The sequence below is a fragment of the Breoghania corrubedonensis genome, from assembly GCF_003053845.1.
Taxonomy (GTDB): Bacteria; Pseudomonadota; Alphaproteobacteria; order Rhizobiales; family Stappiaceae; genus Breoghania; species Breoghania corrubedonensis.
Map to the genome: position 1 here is coordinate 264,939 of NZ_QAYG01000001.1, position 17,808 is coordinate 282,746.

General features: G+C 62.6%; 13 protein-coding genes. 9 read left to right on the forward strand and 4 right to left on the reverse strand.

The features are described from left to right. Positions 1-366: 366 nt before the first annotated feature. The 3 genes from C8N35_RS01210 (at position 367) to C8N35_RS01220 (ending at position 3,131) form a co-directional block, all read left to right on the forward strand. Positions 367-1,218 (forward strand): S49 family peptidase, encoded by an 852-nt coding sequence (locus C8N35_RS01210; RefSeq protein WP_107987806.1) that lies wholly within the window; start codon positions 367-369, stop codon positions 1,216-1,218. A gap of 18 nt (positions 1,219-1,236) precedes the next feature. Then, positions 1,237-1,434: a hypothetical protein gene (locus tag C8N35_RS01215; RefSeq protein WP_107987807.1), complete on the forward strand. Its 198-nt coding sequence runs from the start codon at positions 1,237-1,239 to the stop codon at positions 1,432-1,434. A gap of 737 nt (positions 1,435-2,171) precedes the next feature. Next, the gene (locus tag C8N35_RS01220; protein WP_107987808.1) at positions 2,172-3,131 is read left to right on the forward strand and encodes a glycine--tRNA ligase subunit alpha; all 960 of its coding nucleotides are present in this window, start codon (positions 2,172-2,174) and stop codon (positions 3,129-3,131) included. 49 nt (positions 3,132-3,180) lie between these two features. On the opposite strand, the gene C8N35_RS01225 is transcribed toward C8N35_RS01220, so the two are convergent. Further along, the gene (locus tag C8N35_RS01225; RefSeq protein WP_107987809.1) at positions 3,181-3,825 is read right to left on the reverse strand and encodes a YrbL family protein; all 645 of its coding nucleotides are present in this window, start codon (positions 3,823-3,825) and stop codon (positions 3,181-3,183) included. A gap of 317 nt (positions 3,826-4,142) precedes the next feature. Between C8N35_RS01225 and C8N35_RS01230 the strand changes: the two genes are divergently transcribed. After that, a complete protein-coding gene (locus tag C8N35_RS01230) occupies positions 4,143-4,709 on the forward strand; it encodes a LemA family protein (RefSeq protein WP_107987810.1) in 567 nt (188 codons plus the stop codon). A 4-nt stretch (positions 4,710-4,713) separates the two neighbouring features. Continuing rightward, positions 4,714-6,732 (forward strand): DUF2207 domain-containing protein, encoded by a 2,019-nt coding sequence (locus C8N35_RS01235; RefSeq protein WP_107987811.1) that lies wholly within the window; start codon positions 4,714-4,716, stop codon positions 6,730-6,732. Between the two features lie 21 nt (positions 6,733-6,753). Here the strand turns inward: C8N35_RS01235 and C8N35_RS01240 are convergent, their stop codons facing one another. After that, positions 6,754-8,340, reverse strand: coding sequence for a putative bifunctional diguanylate cyclase/phosphodiesterase (locus C8N35_RS01240; RefSeq protein WP_170121981.1), 1,587 nt, complete (start codon positions 8,338-8,340; stop codon positions 6,754-6,756). A gap of 330 nt (positions 8,341-8,670) precedes the next feature. Between C8N35_RS01240 and glyS the strand changes: the two genes are divergently transcribed. After that, positions 8,671-10,749, forward strand: coding sequence for a glycine--tRNA ligase subunit beta (gene glyS, locus C8N35_RS01245; protein ID WP_107987813.1), 2,079 nt, complete (start codon positions 8,671-8,673; stop codon positions 10,747-10,749). 40 nt (positions 10,750-10,789) lie between these two features. Here the strand turns inward: glyS and moaB are convergent, their stop codons facing one another. After that, complete coding sequence (moaB, locus tag C8N35_RS01250) at positions 10,790-11,347, reverse strand: molybdenum cofactor biosynthesis protein B (protein WP_107987814.1); 558 nt, start codon at positions 11,345-11,347, stop codon at positions 10,790-10,792. Positions 11,348-11,686: 339 nt separating this feature from the next. Here moaB and C8N35_RS01255 point away from each other — a divergent pair, with 339 nt between their 5' ends. Both C8N35_RS01255 and C8N35_RS01260 read left to right on the forward strand, forming a co-directional pair. Further along, complete coding sequence (locus C8N35_RS01255; RefSeq protein ID WP_170121982.1) at positions 11,687-12,346, forward strand: ceramidase domain-containing protein; 660 nt, start codon at positions 11,687-11,689, stop codon at positions 12,344-12,346. 131 nt (positions 12,347-12,477) lie between these two features. After that, the gene (locus tag C8N35_RS01260) at positions 12,478-14,787 is read left to right on the forward strand and encodes an NADP-dependent malic enzyme (protein WP_107987816.1); all 2,310 of its coding nucleotides are present in this window, start codon (positions 12,478-12,480) and stop codon (positions 14,785-14,787) included. Between the two features lie 181 nt (positions 14,788-14,968). Here C8N35_RS01260 and C8N35_RS01265 read toward each other — a convergent pair whose 3' ends face one another. Beyond that, positions 14,969-16,648 (reverse strand): electron transfer flavoprotein-ubiquinone oxidoreductase, encoded by a 1,680-nt coding sequence (locus C8N35_RS01265; protein ID WP_107987817.1) that lies wholly within the window; start codon positions 16,646-16,648, stop codon positions 14,969-14,971. Between the two features lie 219 nt (positions 16,649-16,867). On the opposite strand from C8N35_RS01265, the gene C8N35_RS01270 reads away from it, so the two are divergent. Further along, complete coding sequence (locus C8N35_RS01270; RefSeq protein ID WP_107987818.1) at positions 16,868-17,776, forward strand: uracil-DNA glycosylase; 909 nt, start codon at positions 16,868-16,870, stop codon at positions 17,774-17,776. Positions 17,777-17,808: the final 32 nt, after the last annotated feature.

A 17,808-nucleotide genomic window follows, 5' to 3' on the forward strand; every position in this document is an offset into this window, starting at 1 on the left:
GCCGGCCTTTGTGGCTGGACGTCCGCTCCCTATCCCATGCTTACTCGTCATGGGTCCAAGCGGCCGTCCGGCCCCGCCGATACGCGGTGTCGCTTCCTCAGCGACGGTCACCATGAAACGCGTTTAACCTTGAAAGAGGGTTAACCGACCAAAGAAGCCCGGATTATTGCGCACTTTGCGGTGCCAGCCCCGGCATTAAGGTTAAGCTGGACATGCGCGTAAGGCTGCCGCGCAAGCCGAATGGACCTGCGCGCAACGCGGGCCGAACACCATTGGCACAATGCGGGGAGGTGGCCTATATGAGAGCGGAAGCTACCGCCGCTCGCGCGGAAAAACAGGGAGTTACGCTTGTCCGTCCTCACCCGAATGCGCAAATGGCTGCCCGGCAAGCTCGGCCAGGTTCCGCCTCTCCTTCCCGTGGTGCGTCTGCAGGGCACGATCGGGCTCGCTTCGCCGTTGCGCCCGGGACTGACACTGGCGGGCTGCGCCTCAAGCCTGGAAAAAGCCTTCCGCTTCGACGGCGTGCCGGCGGTTGCCATCATTGTCAATTCGCCCGGCGGCTCGCCCGTGCAGGCACGGCTGATCTACCAGCGCATCCGCCAGCTCGCCAAGGAGCACGAAAAGCAGGTGCTCGTGTTCGTGGAGGACGTGGCGGCGTCCGGCGGCTACATGATCGCCATTGCCGGCGACGAGATCATCGCCGACCCTTCCTCCATCGTCGGCTCGATCGGGGTGATCTCTGCGGGCTTCGGTTTCGTCGACCTGCTGGAAAAGGTCGGCGTGGAACGACGCATGCACACGTCGGGCACGCGCAAGGGCATTCTCGATCCCTTCCAGCCGGAAAATCCGGATGACGTGACCCATCTGGAAACGTTGCAGCAGGAGATCCATGAGGTCTTCATCGAGATGGTTCGCGCGCGTCGCGGCGATGTGCTCAGCGACGATCCGGATCTCTTCTCCGGCCTGTTCTGGGTGGGAGAGACCGCCCGCTCGCTCGGCCTGATCGACGACCTTGGCGATCTGCGTCAGGTTGCTCAGGCACGTTACGGCGACAAGGTGCAGCTCCGCCTGATCGGAGCCGAGCGCTCCATTTGGCCGAAGCGTTCGGGCGTCGGGATAGAAGCGATGGCAGGAGCCCTCGATGGCCGCAACGGGCTGGCGCGCGATCTCGTCGCCGCGCTGGAAGAACGCAGTCTCTGGTCGCGATACGGGCTGTAGTCAGGAAGGAAAAGTCGGGTGCTTGGGAAATTCGGCGTGCTGATCGTCGCGTTGGGTGTGGTCTTCCTGATCGCACGCGTGCTTTCCGAACAGGGCCGGCGCGTGGAGCGGACGCTTTCGAAATCCGCCCGTCGCAGCCAGAACAATGCCGCGAAGACCCTCGTGCGAGATCCCGAGACCGGCAAGTACCGGGCCCGGGATGATCGCGAGGCATAGGCATTCACGAACGCGGCGACCTTACCTGGTCTGGTTCTCTCCGCAATACCTCAGATAGATCGCACCGCGACCATGGCCGACCTGCTGATAGCTGCAATGCGGGTCGCGCGCCGACAGGATACGAACAGGCCTCGGGCGATTGGGGTACCCGTGCGTCGGCGGAGCACCAGGTGCTCCGGGAAAGGCTGTCGTGCCAATGGGTTGGGGCTTGGCTATCTTGCCGTCTCCGCCATGGCTGCCGCCACTCGTGGCGCCCGCACTTCCACCGCCGCCGCCATTTCCGCCACCGCTCGTCTGAGCCGCGGTACCGTTGATCACGGCAAGCGACGTCAATGCTGATATCGCCGCAGCCAGAAAGATCTTTCTTGTTGTCATGCAAGTCATTTCAAATCTCCCATTACGTTTCGGAAATACTGATCCGCGAAAGACGCCTTCGCGAAACCCTCATACTTTTCCATCTTCCTTGTTTTGCGTCTGGGATTAAAATATTACTATCTTTCATTTCTATACGTAATGTAGATCACAGATTGACGTTACCGCCGAAAAACACAGCAGGATCCCGAAGGAGATTCCGATCAATTACTTGAGATCCATGAAATTTCGCGGCCCGCTCCATCCGCAGTCCATTGCGCCGCGCGCCCTTGACCGGGTGCGGGCCCGCCGATAGTGTCCGCGCGCCGTCTGCGCATTCATCGGCGCATTCAATACCATCCGGCATTCTCAGGATTATCGACGCCATGCCTATGGACACCGGGGCGATGGAAATTGCCGCCCATCTCAGCCCGCAACGCTCGTTCCAGGGGCTCATCCTCACGCTTCAGAGGTTCTGGGCGGACCAGGGCTGCGTGATCCTGCAGCCCTACGACATGGAAGTGGGGGCGGGCACCTTTCACCCGGCGACCACGCTGCGCTCGCTCGGGCCGCGCCCCTGGAAGGCGGCCTATGTCCAGCCCTCGCGCCGACCGACCGACGGACGCTACGGCGAGAACCCGAACCGGCTGCAGCACTACTACCAGTTCCAGGCGATCCTGAAGCCGTCGCCGGAGAACCTGCAGGAACTCTACCTCGCCTCGCTGGCCGCCATCGGCCTCGACCCGTCAGTCCATGACATCCGCTTTGTCGAGGACGACTGGGAAAGCCCGACGCTGGGCGCCTGGGGGCTTGGCTGGGAGTGCTGGTGCGACGGCATGGAAGTTTCCCAGTTCACCTACTTCCAGCAGGTGGCCGGCTTCGAATGCGCGCCTGTCGCGGGCGAGCTCACCTACGGGCTGGAACGTCTCGCCATGTACGTGCAGGGCGTCGACAACGTCTACGACCTCAATTTCAACGGCCGCGAGGGCGACGAAAAGGTCACATATGGCGACGTCTTCCTGCAGGCAGAGCAGGAATATTCGCGCCACAACTTCGAATATGCCGATACGGAAATGCTCTTTCGCCACTTCCGCGATGCGGAGGGGGAGTGCAAGGCGCTTCTTGCGGCAGGCGAGAAGGCCATGGATGAGGCCGGCGACGGCATCCACAAGGTGGTGTTCCCGGCCTACGACCAGTGCATCAAGGCCTCGCACTGCTTCAATCTGCTGGATGCGCGCGGCGTGATCTCGGTGACGGAGCGCCAGTCCTACATCCTGCGGGTGCGCGAGCTTGCCAAGGCCTGTGGCGCCGCCTTCCTCAAGACGCGGGCCGGCGGCGCGGAGTAAGCTCCGCGGGCATCGCCCGGCAGCGCAGCAAAGGGCCGGCGACCGCCGTTCAGGCGTTACCGGCCCGGCCAAGGCTTTCCGCCAACGGCTCGAACAGGCGCTCGAAGCGTCGTTGCACCTTGCGCCGGCGCACGCTGGAAAACAGTGTCGAGATCGGTATGAACTCCTTGTTCAGCCGGAACTTCAGGTCGTAGGCGACGAGACGGTATCCCTCACCGTCGCGCACGAAGCCGATATTGCCCGGTTCATCGCAGGACGCGAGGATCGCATAGCGCTGGCAGAAGCAGGCAAATTCGGTAACCTCGCGAAGCACCGCATCGGCCTCCAGATCGACCGGCCCCTCCCCCTTCATGATCTTCAGAAGGCTAACGGGAGCATCACCCTCACTGCCGCGCACGAGATCGAAGCACAGGCCCTGGCCAAGGTCGGTATCCATCGGCCCGTACATCCTCGGGAAATATCGCTCCAATGGCACGCTCGCCGCGGCGAGGTGAAGGTAGTGGTCATACTCGCGCCGATTGGAGTCGACCGCGCCGCGCCTGAAGAACCGCTCAATGCGGCCATGATGGCGCGTGTCTTTCCGCCTCTTGAGAACCTTGATGCACTTTTCAGGGTCTTCAGGATGGAGATAACAATGCCGGAAATCGCCCGTAGAAAGCGGCGTTCGGTCGCTTAACACTATCATTTTTTTCATTTTTTTGACTTCGCGGACACCAAATTGTCATTTTAAATGACAAAAAGATGACAACACGCGCGACCGCCGAAGTCAATAATGCGGCACAGTGTCGCGCAGCCGCCTTGTCGGGAGCCATCACGTCCGGAATCGTCGCACGAACCGCGGTCGGGGCCGCGAAGGACCCCTTTTCGCCACGGATGCCGGTTCTTTACGACCGCAGGCTGAAAAGCGTCCAATTGTTATCCAGATCACATGACAATGAATGCCGAACTGGGTAGCGTCGGCTTCGCCAAACCGACATTTCCCTTGGCCTTGGCCCATTGGAGAGCCTCTTCATGACCACTTGGATCGTCCTCGCCGTCATCGTGGCGATCGCCGTCTATGTCATATCCCTCTACAATCGCCTGGTGCGCCAGAGGCAGATGGTACGTGAGGGCTGGAGCGGCATCGACGTTCAGCTCAAACGCCGTTTTGACCTGATCCCGAACCTGGTGGAGACGGTGAAGGGGTACATGACGCACGAGCGCGACACGCTCGCTGCGGTCACCGAGATGCGGGCGCAGGCGGGCAACGTTCCCTCCGGCGACGTTACGGCGCGGGCCCAGGCCGAAGGCATGCTGGGAGCGGCGCTCGGCAGACTGCTCGCGGTTGCCGAAAGCTACCCCGACCTCAAGGCGTCCAACAATTTCCTGGAATTGCAAAACACGCTGGAAAAGGTCGAACACGAGCTCCAGATGGCGCGGCGCTATTACAACGGCGCGGTACGCGATCTGAACGTGATGGTGGAGTCCTTTCCCTCGAATCTCGTGGCCGGCCAGTTCGGCTTCTCCAAGGAGGACTATTTCGAGATCGAGGACGCCAGCGAGCGCGCGACCCCTCAAGTCAGCTTCGGCAGCAGGTAGCACAATGCCTTTTTCCCAACTCCGCCGGCCGGGGCGACTGCGCGCCCTGGGCAGCCTTTGTGCCACCTTGCTCGTGCTGCTGGGCGGCACCCTGGCGATCGCGGCGGGCCCGGCCCGGGCCGAGGAACGGATCACCGACTACACCAGCACCATCCGGGTGAAACCGGATGGAACGCTTCTTGTCACCGAGACCATCACGGCCAATGCGGAAGGCGACCAGATCAGGCGCGGCATCTACCGCGACTTTCCATTGGTGTTTGAAGACGCGGCCGGCGCGCGCCACAAGGCCGGCTTTCATCTGGTGTCGATAAAGCGCGACGGGCATGACGAGGAATACAAGGAAAACCGGAACGGCGACGGCATCCGCATCTATATCGGAGATCCGAACGCGACCCTCGCCAACCGTGCTCACACCTTCGAGATAACCTACGAAACGACGCGCCAGATCCGCTTCTTCGAGGATCACGACGAACTCTACTGGAATGTCACGGGGCAGGAATGGGCCTTTCCGATTGACCAGGCCACGGCGCGCGTCATGCTTCCGGACGGAGTGGCAGCCACGAAGTGGACGGCCTTTACCGGGCGCTACGGCGAAAAGGGCACCGACTGGACAGCCTCGCCGGAAGACGGCGGCAAGACGCTGGTCTTCTCCACAACGCGCCGGCTTGCGGCTACCGAAGGTTTCTCCGTCGTCGTCGCCCTGCCGAAGGGAAGCATCGCAAGGCCGACGGCAAGCGACAGGGCGGGCTTTTTTTTTCTCGATCACCGTGACGAAATTCTCGCCATCGGCGGGTTCACCCTCGTCGTGATCTATTTCGTCTGGGCGTGGCTGCGCGTTGGCCGCGATCCGCGCGCGGGTACGATCATCCCGCTCTTCGAGGCGCCGGAAGGCGTCTCTCCGGCTTTGGCGGACTACATTCACAATCTCGGCTTTTCCGGTGCCGGCTGGCGAGCCTTGTCGGCCGCAAGCATCAGTCTGGCCGTGAAAGGCTATCTGGAACTCGTGGCCGAAGGCCGGTTGGAGCAGTTTGGCATTGGTTCCAGGCTCACGTTGAGGCCGACAGGCAAGAAGGACGGGATCGAACACCTGCCCCCCGGCGAAGCCGCGATCATGAAGGTCCTGGGCAACAGGCCACTCACGCTTTCCAAGAAGAACGGCGCCAGGGTCCAGACACTGGGCTCCCGGTTCCGCGCCGCGATTGCCGCGGAAAACCGCAACCGTTTTTTCAAGGCCAATGTGGCGCACTGGCTGCCGGGCCTTGGCCTCAGTATCCTGGCTGTCCTCCTGATCGTGGTATTCGGCGATCTCGCGGAACCGGACCTCGTCTTTCTGGCGATCGTTACGATCGTTGTAACGGTGCTCACGATCACCGTTGTGCGGATCGGTATCGACGTCATCCGCAACCGGTCCGTCGCGGGGGCGCTCCAGTTCATCCTTATCGGCGCCATGGTCGTCATCTTCATGAGCGGTGTCGGCGCGCAGATCTTCAGCATTGCTTTCACGATGGGCGGAACGCCGCTGGTGATCGTCGCCATCGTCGCGCTGCTCTGCGTGAATGTCCTGTTCTATTATCTCATGAGCGCACCCACCGCGCATGGCAGGGCGATGATGGACCAGCTTGAAGGCTTGAAGCTCTATCTTTCGGTGGCCGAGCGGGAACGTCTCAACATGAATGAGGTGCCCGAAATGTCGCCGACGCGGTTCGAGACCCTGCTGCCCTATGCGGTGGCGCTGAAGGTCGAAAAGCCGTGGTCGGAAGCCTTTCAGAACTGGCTGACAAGTGCCGCGGCGGCCACAACTGCAAGCGCCGCCTACAGCCCGCTCTGGTATCACGGACACAGCTTCGCACCGGAAACCTTCGGCGCCACCATGACCAACACGGTCAACGCGATGTCGCAGTCGTTCACCTCATCGCTGCCGACACCGAAATCTTCTTCCTCCGGGTTTTCCGGTGGAGGCGGCGGCGGTGGTGGCGGTGGTGCAGGCGGCGGCGGCGGCGGCGGAGGTGGCGGCGGCTGGTAACGAGGCTTTCACAATGCCGCGTCAGGCGCTCAGGCGCTGGCGTTGATACTCCGCCTGTCCCTGCAGGTAGCCGGCGACAGCCTCTGCAGGCATCGGTCTGCCGATGAGGTAGCCCTGTCCGAAATCGCAGCCCAGACGCTTGAGCGCGAGCATCTGGGCTTCGTCCTCGATGCCCTCCGCCGTGGCGGTGATACCCATACCGTGCGCGAGGCCAAGCACGGCGGAAATGATCTGCTCGCTTTCGAAACGCTTGCACATGGTGCGCACGAAGGACTGGTCGATCTTGAGCTTGTGGATCGGGAAGTCGCAGATGTAGCGCAGGCTCGAATGCCCCGTGCCGAAATCGTCCAGCGCGACACGAACGCCCGTGCTGGAGAGGATATCCAGGCTTTCGCGCGCCACCGGAACATCGCGCACGAGGGCCGTTTCGGTGATTTCCAGTTCCAGCCGGGCCGGATTGAATCCCAGTTCCCCCAACACGGACAGGATATCGAGGCCGAGCGAGCGTTCGCGAAGCTGCAAACCGGATATGTTGAAGGACAAGCTGATATCTTTCGGCCAACCGCGTGCCGCGGCGCACGCCTTGCGCAAAAGGCGGTCGCTCAGCCGTCCGATCTGTCCACTCTCCTCGGCAAGCGAGATGAACCTGTCGGGACGCACCCATCCCAATTCGGGGTCGTTCCAGCGGGCAAGGCACTCGAAAGCAATCGTACGCCCGGTTTCAAGATCCTGAATAGGCTGGAAGTAGGGAACGATCCGGTCTTGTGAAATCGCCGTGCGCAGGGCGCTTTCCATGCGTGCAAAATCCGTGATCGCGCGCTCCATCCGCTCTTCGAAAAGCGCATAGTGAGAGCGCCCCTTGCCCTTCTGCTTGCGCCTTGCCACATCCGCCCGGCGAAGGAGCTGTGGCGACGTACGCCCATCCAGCGGATAGCGCGCGACACCGATACTGACGGAGATCATCACCTCGTTGCCCAGTACCCGGAAAGGATCCTCCATCGTCAGGATCAGATGCTGAACCAACCGGGATATGTCGATTTCGTGCTGGAGCGGCTTCGTCACGAGAGCGAATTCGTTCGCCCCGATCCGCGCGACAACGCCCTCTGCGCCGATTGCCATTTCGAGGCGGCCTGCCACCGCCAGAAGCAGATTGTCGCCGACCGCATGGCCGTAGGTGTCGTTCACGTGATTGAACGCGTCGACCTTGAGAACCATGACCGCACGCGGGCTCTCGGCGACTTCGCGAATGGCGGCCGCGAAAAGCCGCTCGAACTTGTAGCGGTTGGGCAACCCCGTCAGCGCATCGTGCAGGGTCAGGCGTACCACGGCACTCTCTGCCGCACGGCGCAGGCGGATTTCCGTCCTGAGATCGGCCACGCGCCTTGCCGCGTAGATCACTGCGGCGAGACCGACCACAAAACCTGCGGACAACAACTCGTCGAGCTGCCAGGCTTCATGCGTGCGCGTGTACCAGAAGAGCAGATCGAACAAGTCGAAATAGGCCGCCGCGATCAGCAGCGGAATGCTCACGATCACGAGAACGATTGCATCGCGCAATGCCCGTGACGCGAAACGAACGACATAGAAATAGCGCTTGAATCGCAGCATGGCCTTACTTCGATCTGTCATTGATAATCGCGGCACATCAACACATATAAGGAAATCGTTTTACATGTGTAAATTCATAATAATAGGTATCATTACTATCAATTTCGAATAGTTGTTTATACTTACTGACGCAAGACACTGAATCGAGACGCATTTCGAAGTGAAATCGCCCGTTCCCCAAACGCGGGCATACCAGTGCATGACCGGCCACGCGCGGCCAGTTTTGATACGGCTTTCACGCAAGCGGGCCGAGAGACGTGACAAGGCGAGCGCAACTTGCTAACCGACTGTCCTTGAATTCTCATTCATCGTGCCCCGAAAGCGAACCCGATGTCCGATCTCCTCCTCGAACTGTTCTGCGAGGAAATCCCGGCGCGCATGCAACGTCGCGCCGCGGAAGACCTGAAGTCCATGGTCACCAACGCGCTTGTTGATGCGGGTCTTGTCTATGAAGGCGCAAAGGCCTTCGCCACACCGCGCCGACTGGCGTTGCAGGTGGCCGGATTGCCGACACGCTCTCCGCAAACGCGTGAGGAACGCAAGGGCCCTCGTGTGGGTGCTCCGGAAAAGGCGCTTGAGGGATTTCTGCGCGGCGCCGGGCTCTCCTCCATCGACGAGGCCAAGGTCGTCTCCGACCCGAAGAAGGGCGACTTCTATGTCGCCGTCATCGAGAAGCCCGGTCGTGAAGCGGCCGAGGTGATCTCGACGATCGTCGCCGAGACGATCCGCAAGTTCCCCTGGCCGAAATCGATGCGCTGGGGCGCGGCCTCGAGCGAACCGGGCTCCTTGCGCTGGGTGCGGCCGCTTCACTCGATCCTTTGTACTTTCGGGCCGGAAACGGAAGAGCCTGACGTCATCACGGTCGATATCGAAGGGGTTTCCAGCGGCAACACGACCAAAGGCCATCGTTTCCTGGCGCCCGACGCCTTTGAGGTGCGCCGTTTCGACGATTACGTGCCGAAGCTGGAGAAGGCGAAGGTCGTGCTCGATGCGGATCGGCGCAAGGACATCATCGCCCACGATGCGCGCGACCGGGCGCTCGCGCTGGGGCTGGAACTGGTGGAGGACGCCGGGCTGCTGGACGAGGTCGCGGGACTTGTCGAATGGCCGGTGGTTCTGGTCGGCTCCTTCGACGAGGCTTTCCTCGAGGTCCCCGACGAGGTGATCCGCGCCACGATCCGTGCCAACCAGAAATGCTTCGTGATGAAGGACCCAGCGACGGGGCGCCTCGCCAATTGCTTCGTGCTGGGTTCCAATCTGGAGGCCGCCGACGGGGGAGCCGCGATCATCGCGGGCAACGAAAAGGTGATCCGCGCCCGGTTGTCGGACGCCAAGTTCTTCTGGGACAGTGACCTGAAGACCCGGCTGGCGGACAACGTGGCGAAGCTGGAAAGCATCGTCTTCCACGAAAAGCTCGGAACGCTAGGCGCGCGCGTCAAGCGCATGGAAGCGCTGAGCGCGGCGATCGCGCCGCGGGTGGGAGCGGACGCCGACAAGGCGACGCGCGCCGCCCATCTCTCCAAAGCCGATCTCGTCAGCCACATGGTCTACGAGTTCCCGGAAGTGCAGGGCCTGATGGGGCGCTACTACGCCACCCACCAGGGCGAGGACGCGGCGGTCGCCAACGCCATCGAGCAGCACTACAAGCCGCAGGGGCCGTCCGACGAGGTGCCCGTCGATCCGGTGGCGATCGCGGTGGCGCTCGCCGACAAGCTTGATCTTCTCACCGGTTTCTGGGCGATCGACGAAAAGCCGACCGGCTCCAAGGACCCTTACGCGCTGCGCCGCGCCGCGCTGGGCGTGATCCGCATCGTGCTGGCAAACGGGCTGCGACTGCCGCTTCTCAAGATCTTTGAAAAGGCCCGGCCTGATTTCGCCGAGGCGGGAGATCTTCTCTCCTTCTTCGCCGACCGGCTGAAGGTGCACCTGCGCGAGGAAGGCGCACGGCACGATCTGATCGACGCCGTGTTCGCCCTGCCCGGCCAGGACGACCTGCTGATGGTCGTCAAGCGGGTGGAGGCGCTCGGCCACTTCCTGGAAACGGAAGATGGCGCTTCGCTTCTCGCCGGCACCAAGCGGGCGACGAACATTCTGCGGATTGAGGAAAAGAAGTTCGAGAAGACCTACTCGGGCAAGCCGCACGCCGATCATCTCGTCGAACAGGCAGAGATCGACCTCGCCGCCGCGGTCGATGCCGCACGCGCGGAAGCCGAGCAGGCAGTGAAGCACGAGGATTTCGCCGCCGCCATGACGGCGCTCGCCAAGCTGCGCGCGCCTGTCGACCGGTTCTTCGAAGAAATCCTCGTCAACGCCGAAGACATGACGGTTCGCGAGAACCGGCTGAAGCTCCTGAACGAGATCCGCGAAGCCACGATGACGGTGGCCGATTTCTCCCGGATCGAGGGTTAAAGAGCCCAGGCGAGGGCGCCGCGCGCCTTCGCCTCACGCCTCACGCCTCACGCAGCTTGCCGCGCTTCAGATGCTCATCAAGGCGCGGCATGATCTCCACGAAATTGCACGGCATGTGACGATAATCGAGCTGGGCCTTGAGAATGCCGTCCCAGGCGTCCTTGCAGGCGCCGGGAGAGCCGGGCAGCACGAAGATGTAGGTCGCGTTCGCCACCCCGCCGGTCGCCCTCGACTGCACGGTGGATGTGCCGATCTTGTCGTAGGAAATGCGGTGGAAGACCTGCGAGAAGCCGTCCATGCGCTTCTCGAACAGCGGCTCGATCGCTTCCGGCGTCACGTCACGGCCGGTGAAGCCCGTTCCACCGGTGGTGATGATCACGTCGATCCCCTCGTCGGCAATCCAGGTCTTCACGATCGCGCTAATAGCGCCGATCTCGTCTTGCACGATATCGCGGGTCGTAAGCACATGGCCGGCCTCCACGATCCTCGCGGCAAGTGCAGCGCCGGAGCGATCCTCATCAAGGGATCGGGTGTCGGAGACCGTCAGCACCGCAATGCGCACAGGGATGAAAGGACGGCTTTCGTCGAGATGATTCATGGAATTCCGGTTTTTCCGTATCAGAACTGAGCTTGCCGCCTTCGCGACCTTAAACCCGCCGCGACGGCAGGCAGCATACCGTCTACCACCGGCAGGCCGCCATCCCGGCGCGGAAAAAGCGGCTCACAAGCGCCATCGCAGTGAATACCTCCCCCATGCGACGAAATCTCCTGAGAGAGAGCTTGTCAGCTTTGCTGCCAACGGCGCAAAATGGCCCCTTGGAAAACAATAAGGGACGCTTGGCGTCAATAGTAGCGCGCGCATGGACTTTCGTTCCTTTTCAGAACGATTTCCGGCGTGACGGTCATGGCGCGAAGATTTCCAGCGGGAAAGTGTCGAATGAATCCGGGGCTGAGGGTCAGCGAGTATTGCGAGCGCATCGACGCTTCGTTCTGGGCCGAGCCCGCCAATGCCGTTTCAAACATTGCCTTCATCGCGACGGCGATCGGTATTTTTTGGCTCTTGCCGCGCAAGGGCCCGCGTGACTATCCGGTTCTGCTGCTCATCGCGCTCACTGTCCTGATGGGCATCGGTTCGTTCCTGTACCACACCACCCCTTCGCGTCTGACCGCCATCGCCGACGTTCTGCCGATCGGCCTGTTCATTTATGCGAGCTTCTTCATCGCAATCATGCGGTTCCTGGCATTGCGCCTCATCACCACGATCTGGGTGACAGCGGCTTTCATCGCCGTTTCGCTTGCGGTCTCGATGAGCCTGCAACACGTCATCGGCACGTCGGCCGGCTATGCGCCCGCGCTCCTCGCGCTGTTCGGCGTCGGCCTCGTCACTCTCCCGTACCGCCGCAAGATCGGTACCGGCATGATCATGACGGGGCTGATGTTCACGCTCTCGCTGAGCTTGCGAACGATGGATTACGCGGTCTGCGACTGGTTTCCGATCGGCACGCATTTCATGTGGCACGCACTCAATTCGGTCGTCGCCTACATGCTGCTTCGCCTGATCGTTCATGCCCGCCGGCCCGGCACATTCGAGCACTGAAGCATCCGCCCCAGGCGCGGACGCCGAAAAACCACTTCGTTTTCGGCATTTTGCGTGATGCCTCCGTTTCCATAGCGCGGCAGCTTGTTCTAAGGTGCGGCAAAATTCCCGCATAACGAAGCAGGCACGTCATGGATCAATCGCCCACGCAGATCAGCGAGCTCGAAGAGGCTGCGCTTTTCTATCACCGCTATCCGCGTCCCGGGAAACTCGAGATCCAGGCAACCAAGCCGCTCGGCAACCAGCGGGATCTGGCGCTCGCCTATTCGCCGGGCGTCGCCGCCCCCTGCCGGGCGATCGCAGACAATCCGGACCTGGCTGCCGACTTCACCAGTCGGGGCAATCTCGTCGCCGTCGTTTCCAACGGCACGGCGGTGCTCGGTCTGGGTTCGATCGGCCCGTTGGCCTCCAAGCCGGTGATGGAAGGCAAGGCGGTCCTGTTCAAGAAATTCGCCGGCATCGATGTCTTCGACATCGAGATCGACGCCAAGGAGGTCGACCGAATGGTCGACGTCATCTCCGCTCTGGAGCCGACCTTCGGCGGCATCAACCTTGAGGACATCAAGGCGCCGGAATGCTTCCAGGTCGAGGCACGCCTGCGCGAGAAGATGAACATTCCGGTCTTCCACGACGACCAGCACGGAACGGCGATCATCGTGGCGGCGGCCGTGCGCAACGCCATGGAATTCACCGGCAAGGACATTTCCAAGGTCAAGATCGTCGCCTCGGGCGCCGGTGCGGCGGCGCTCGCCTGCCTGAACCTGCTGGTGTCGCTGGGCGCAAGTCTTGAGAACATCTGGGTCACGGATCTGGCCGGCGTCGTCTACGAGGGCCGTGCCGAGCTCATGGACGAATGGAAATCGAAGTTCGTGCGCAAGACCGACAAGCGCAAACTCGGCGAAGTGATCGACGGAGCGGACATCTTCCTCGGCGTTTCCGCCGGCGGCGTGCTGAAGCCCGACATGGTGGCGCGCATGGCGGACAGGCCGCTTATCCTGGCGCTTGCCAACCCGAACCCGGAAATCATGCCGGAACAGGTCGCAGAGGTGCGCGACGATGCCATGATGTGCACCGGGCGTTCCGACTACCCCAACCAGGTGAACAACGTCCTGTGTTTTCCGCACATCTTCCGCGGGGCGCTCGATGTGGGCGCAACGACGATCAACGAGGAAATGAAGCTCGCCGCCGCTACCGCGATCGCGGAGCTTGCCAAGGAAGAGCCTTCGGAAGCCGCCGCCCAGGCCTATGGCGGCAACACGCCAGTCTTCGGACCGACCTACCTGATCCCCTCCCCCTTCGACCAGCGCCTCATCCTGCGGATCGCGCCGGCTGTAGCGAAGGCCGCGATGGAAAGCGGCGTGGCGCGCCGGCCGATCGAGGATTTCGAGGCCTATCTCGATCAGCTCAACCGCTTCGTCTTCCGTTCCGGGCTGATCATGAAGCCGGTATTTGCCGCCGCCAAGCTGGACGCCAAGCGCGTCATTTATGCCGATGGCGAAGACGAACGCGTGCTGCGTGCGGCCCAGGTATTGATCGAGGACGGAACCGCCAAGCCGATCCTGATCGGGCGGCCGAGCGTTCTTGCCACGCGCTGCGAGCGGTTCGGCCTGCACATTCGTCCCGGCGCGGATTTCGACTTCATCAACCCGGAGGACGATCCGCGCTATCGGGACTATGTGGACGAGCTGCTTTGCTGCGTCGGCCGCAAGGGCGTGACGCCCGAAGGCGCGCGACGGCTCGTGCGCGGCAACACCACCGCCATCGGTGCGCTGGCGGTGCGCCGTGGAGATGCCGACGCACTGATCTGCGGCCTCGACGGGCGGTTCGACCGACACCGCATGATGATCGAACAGGTCATCGGCCGAGCGGCCGGTGTACGCGCGCTCTCCACCATGTCGCTGCTGATCAACGCCAGCGGCGCCTACTTCCTGACCGACACCTATGTCACCGACAATCCGACGGCGGAGGAAGTGGCGGAGATGACGCTGCTTGCGGCCGGCCAGATCGCCCGTTTCGGAATCACGCCGAAGGTCGCGCTGCTGTCCAGCTCGAATTTCGGATCGCGCAATTGCGACTCGTCGAAGAAGATGCGCGCGGCCGTCGATCTGCTGTGGAACGTGGCGCCGGATCTGGAAGTGGACGGCGAGATGCACGGCGATGCGGCGTTGTCGGAGGAGCTGCGCGCTCGCGTCGTGTCGGATTCGAAGCTGGAAGGCGCCGCGAACCTTCTTGTCTTCCCCTCGCTGGAAGCCGCCAACATCGCCCTCAACCTGCTGAAGGTGATGACCGACGCGCTCCATGTCGGCCCGATCCTGCTCGGCGGCGCGAGGCCCGCGCACATTCTCACGCCGTCGGTCACCTCGCGCGGCGTCGTTAACATGTCGGCTTTTGCCGCAGTGGAAGCACAGGCGATCGGGAACGCGGAGCAGGCAGCCGAGTAGGCAGCCAGCCGCAAGCCCGCTCCGCAGGGAAAGAACACCCGGACAATCATTTTTTTCTGCATTGAATTCCGCGAGATCCAGTAGCGGACCTTTACCCACAACAGACAAGAAAGCCCCACCGGCAAACCGGCGGGGCTTGTGGATCCGGAGAGGACCATTCGCGGCTCGCGACGCGCGCCTCTCACATATTCGGGTAGTTCGGTCCGCCTCCGCCTTCCGGCACCGTCCAGGTGATGTTCTGGTTCGGATCCTTGATGTCGCAGGTCTTGCAGTGGACGCAGTTCTGCGCGTTGATCTGGAAGCGCGGCGCGTCCGCGCCTTCCTCGATCCACTCGTAGACGCCGGCCGGGCAATAGCGGTTGGACGGACCGGCATAGACGTCGTGTTCCGAGGCCTTCTGCAATTCCATGTCCTTCACCTTGAGGTGGATCGGCTGGTCCTCCTCATGGTTGGTATTGGACAGGAACACCGAGGAGAGCTTGTCGAAGCTGATCACGCCATCGGGCTTGGGATAGTCGATCGGCTTGCACTCCGCCGCCGGCTTCAGGGTCGCTGAGTCCGGCTTGCCGTGGCTCAGCGTGCCAAAGAACGAGAAACCGAACAGCGTGTTGGTCCACATGTCGAGCCCGCCAAGGCCGATGCCGATCCAGGTTCCGAGCTTCGACCACAGGGGCTTGACGTTCCTGACCGTCTTCAGGTCCTTGCCGATATCGCCGTCGCGCCATTCGCTCTCGAACTCGGCAAGTTCGTCGTTCGCGCGGCCTTCCTTGAGCGCCGCGAACGCCTTCTCCGCCGCCAGCATGCCCGACAGCATCGCATTGTGCGTGCCCTTGATGCGCGGCACGTTCAGGAAACCGGCCGCACAGCCGAGAAGCACGCCGCCGGGGAAGCAGACCTTCGGCACCGACTGCCAGCCGCCTTCGGAAATGGCACGCGCGCCGTAGGAGATGCGCTTGCCTCCCTCGAAGACCTCGCGGATCGCCGGGTGCGTCTTGAAACGCTGGAACTCGTCAAAGGGCGACAGGTACGGGTTCTGGTAGTTGAGGTGGAGGACGAAACCGACCGCGACCTGATTGTCCTCCAGATGATAGAGGAACGATCCGCCGCCGGTCCGCGAATCGAGCGGCCAGCCGAAGGTGTGCTGGACGAGGCCCTGCTGGTGCTTTTCCGGCGCGACCTGCCAGAGCTCCTTGAGGCCGATGCCGAACTTCCCCGGATCGCGCCCCTTGTCGAGTTCGTACTTCGCGATGAGCTGCTTGGCGAGCGAGCCGCGCACACCTTCGCCGATGAAGACGTACTTGCCCAGCAGCGCCATGCCGCGCGTGTAGTTGGGGCCTTGCTCGCCCTCGCGGGTCACCCCCATGTCGCCGGTCGCGACGCCGATGACGCGGCCTTCGTCGTCATAGAGCACTTCGGAGGCGGCAAAGCCCGGGTAGATCTCGACGCCCAGTTCCTCCGCCTTGCCGGCGAGCCAGCGGCACACGTTCCCGAGCGAAACGATGTAGGCGCCGTGATTGTTCATCAGCGGCGGCATCATGAAATTGGGAAGGCTCATCGCACCGGCCGGCCCCAGCACCATGAACTTGTCCTTGGTGACGGGGGTCTTGAGCGGGGCGCTGTCATCGTCGCGCCAACCCGGAATCAGTCGGTCGATGGCGATAGGATCCACGACCGCGCCGGAGAGGATGTGGGCGCCAACCTCGGACCCCTTTTCCAGAACGACCACCGAAAGCTCTTCGCCGGCTTCCATGGAAAGCTGTTTGAGGCGGATCGCGGCCGAAAGCCCCGCAGGCCCCGCCCCCACGATCACCACGTCGAATTCCATGCTTTCGCGTTCTGGCAGAGCTTCGCCATCGGCCATGTCTGTCACCTCCGGTCCGGTCGTTGCCGGACTTCCCCTGTTTGTCTTTCCGCCCCTGTTTAAATGACCGCAACGGGGGCTGCAATGCGCTCAGTTGACCTCGCTGGACAACGATTTTTCCATGCGGTTCAGGCCGTTTGCGCCGTGACTTTACAATAGAACACACCTGCCGCAGGGACAGCCTTGCCTTATGCCGTGCGCTGCGTCATTAAAACCGGGATGAGCGCCACCCCGACCTCCGCCGATCTGGAAGCCCTGCTCGACTTTTATGTCGCGGCCGGCGTCGATTGCGCGCTTTGCGACGAACCGATCGACCGTTTCGAGGAAACGGCAAAGGCCGCGGCGAGACCCAAGCCCCGGGCAGCCCCCCTACCTGCAGCCGGACAGCGCCCGGCAGCGGCAGGCCGCCCTGGGGAACAAGCGGCACAGGCTTCCCCCTCGTCCCCGCGCCTTGCGCGGCCGACGCCCAGTCAACTGCCTGTAGCGCCGATCACGCCCACCGCCGGAGCCACGATTCCGGGGGACGAGGCGATCATGGCTGCGAGGGAGAAGGCGGCCGAAGCCGAGACGCTTGAGGACCTGCGCACGAACCTCGCCGGTTTTGAAGGTTGCAACCTGCGCCTTACCGCAAAGAATCTGGTCTTCGCGGACGGAAACCCCCAGGCGCGACTGATGTTCGTCGGCGAGGCGCCGGGCCGCGAGGAAGATGCGCAGGGACTGCCCTTCGTCGGACGTTCCGGCAAACTGCTGGACCGCATGCTGACCGCTATCGGGCTTGAACGAACGGACGTCTATATCGCCAACGTCGTGCCCTGGCGGCCGCCGGGCAACCGAACGCCCAGCCCGCAGGAAGCGGAAATCTGCAAGCCTTTCATCCGCCGGCAGATCGAACTTGTCGATCCGGACGTGCTGGTCTTCCTCGGCGGCGCCTCGGCGAAGCTTCTGGCGGGAACGAACGACGGCATCCTGCGGCTTCGTGGCAAGTGGCTGAGCTACGACACGGGCACGCGACAGATCAAGGCGATCGCCACGCTGCACCCCGCCTACCTTCTCAGGACGCCGATACAGAAGCGGCTGGCCTGGCGGGATTTTCTGAAAATCAAGGCGGCGCTCGACGAGCGGTCGTAACGATCCACCCAGCTCGGATACTATTGTTGGGC

Bases quoted from the DNA above. Each gene is read 5' to 3' on its own strand.
- C8N35_RS01210 (WP_107987806.1), top strand. From the start codon at position 367: ATGCGCAAATGGCTGCCCGGCAAGCTCGGCCAGGTTCCGCCTCTCCTT.
- C8N35_RS01220 (WP_107987808.1), top strand. From the start codon at position 2,172: ATGCCTATGGACACCGGGGCGATGGAAATTGCCGCCCATCTCAGCCCG.
- C8N35_RS01225 (WP_107987809.1), bottom strand. From the start codon at position 3,825: ATGAAAAAAATGATAGTGTTAAGCGACCGAACGCCGCTTTCTACGGGC.
- C8N35_RS01230 (WP_107987810.1), top strand. From the start codon at position 4,143: ATGACCACTTGGATCGTCCTCGCCGTCATCGTGGCGATCGCCGTCTAT.
- C8N35_RS01235 (WP_107987811.1), top strand. From the start codon at position 4,714: ATGCCTTTTTCCCAACTCCGCCGGCCGGGGCGACTGCGCGCCCTGGGC.
- C8N35_RS01240 (WP_170121981.1), bottom strand. From the start codon at position 8,340: ATGCTGCGATTCAAGCGCTATTTCTATGTCGTTCGTTTCGCGTCACGG.
- glyS (WP_107987813.1), top strand. From the start codon at position 8,671: ATGTCCGATCTCCTCCTCGAACTGTTCTGCGAGGAAATCCCGGCGCGC.
- moaB (WP_107987814.1), bottom strand. From the start codon at position 11,347: ATGAATCATCTCGACGAAAGCCGTCCTTTCATCCCTGTGCGCATTGCG.
- C8N35_RS01255 (WP_170121982.1), top strand. From the start codon at position 11,687: ATGAATCCGGGGCTGAGGGTCAGCGAGTATTGCGAGCGCATCGACGCT.
- C8N35_RS01260 (WP_107987816.1), top strand. From the start codon at position 12,478: ATGGATCAATCGCCCACGCAGATCAGCGAGCTCGAAGAGGCTGCGCTT.
- C8N35_RS01265 (WP_107987817.1), bottom strand. From the start codon at position 16,648: ATGGCCGATGGCGAAGCTCTGCCAGAACGCGAAAGCATGGAATTCGAC.
- C8N35_RS01270 (WP_107987818.1), top strand. From the start codon at position 16,868: ATGAGCGCCACCCCGACCTCCGCCGATCTGGAAGCCCTGCTCGACTTT.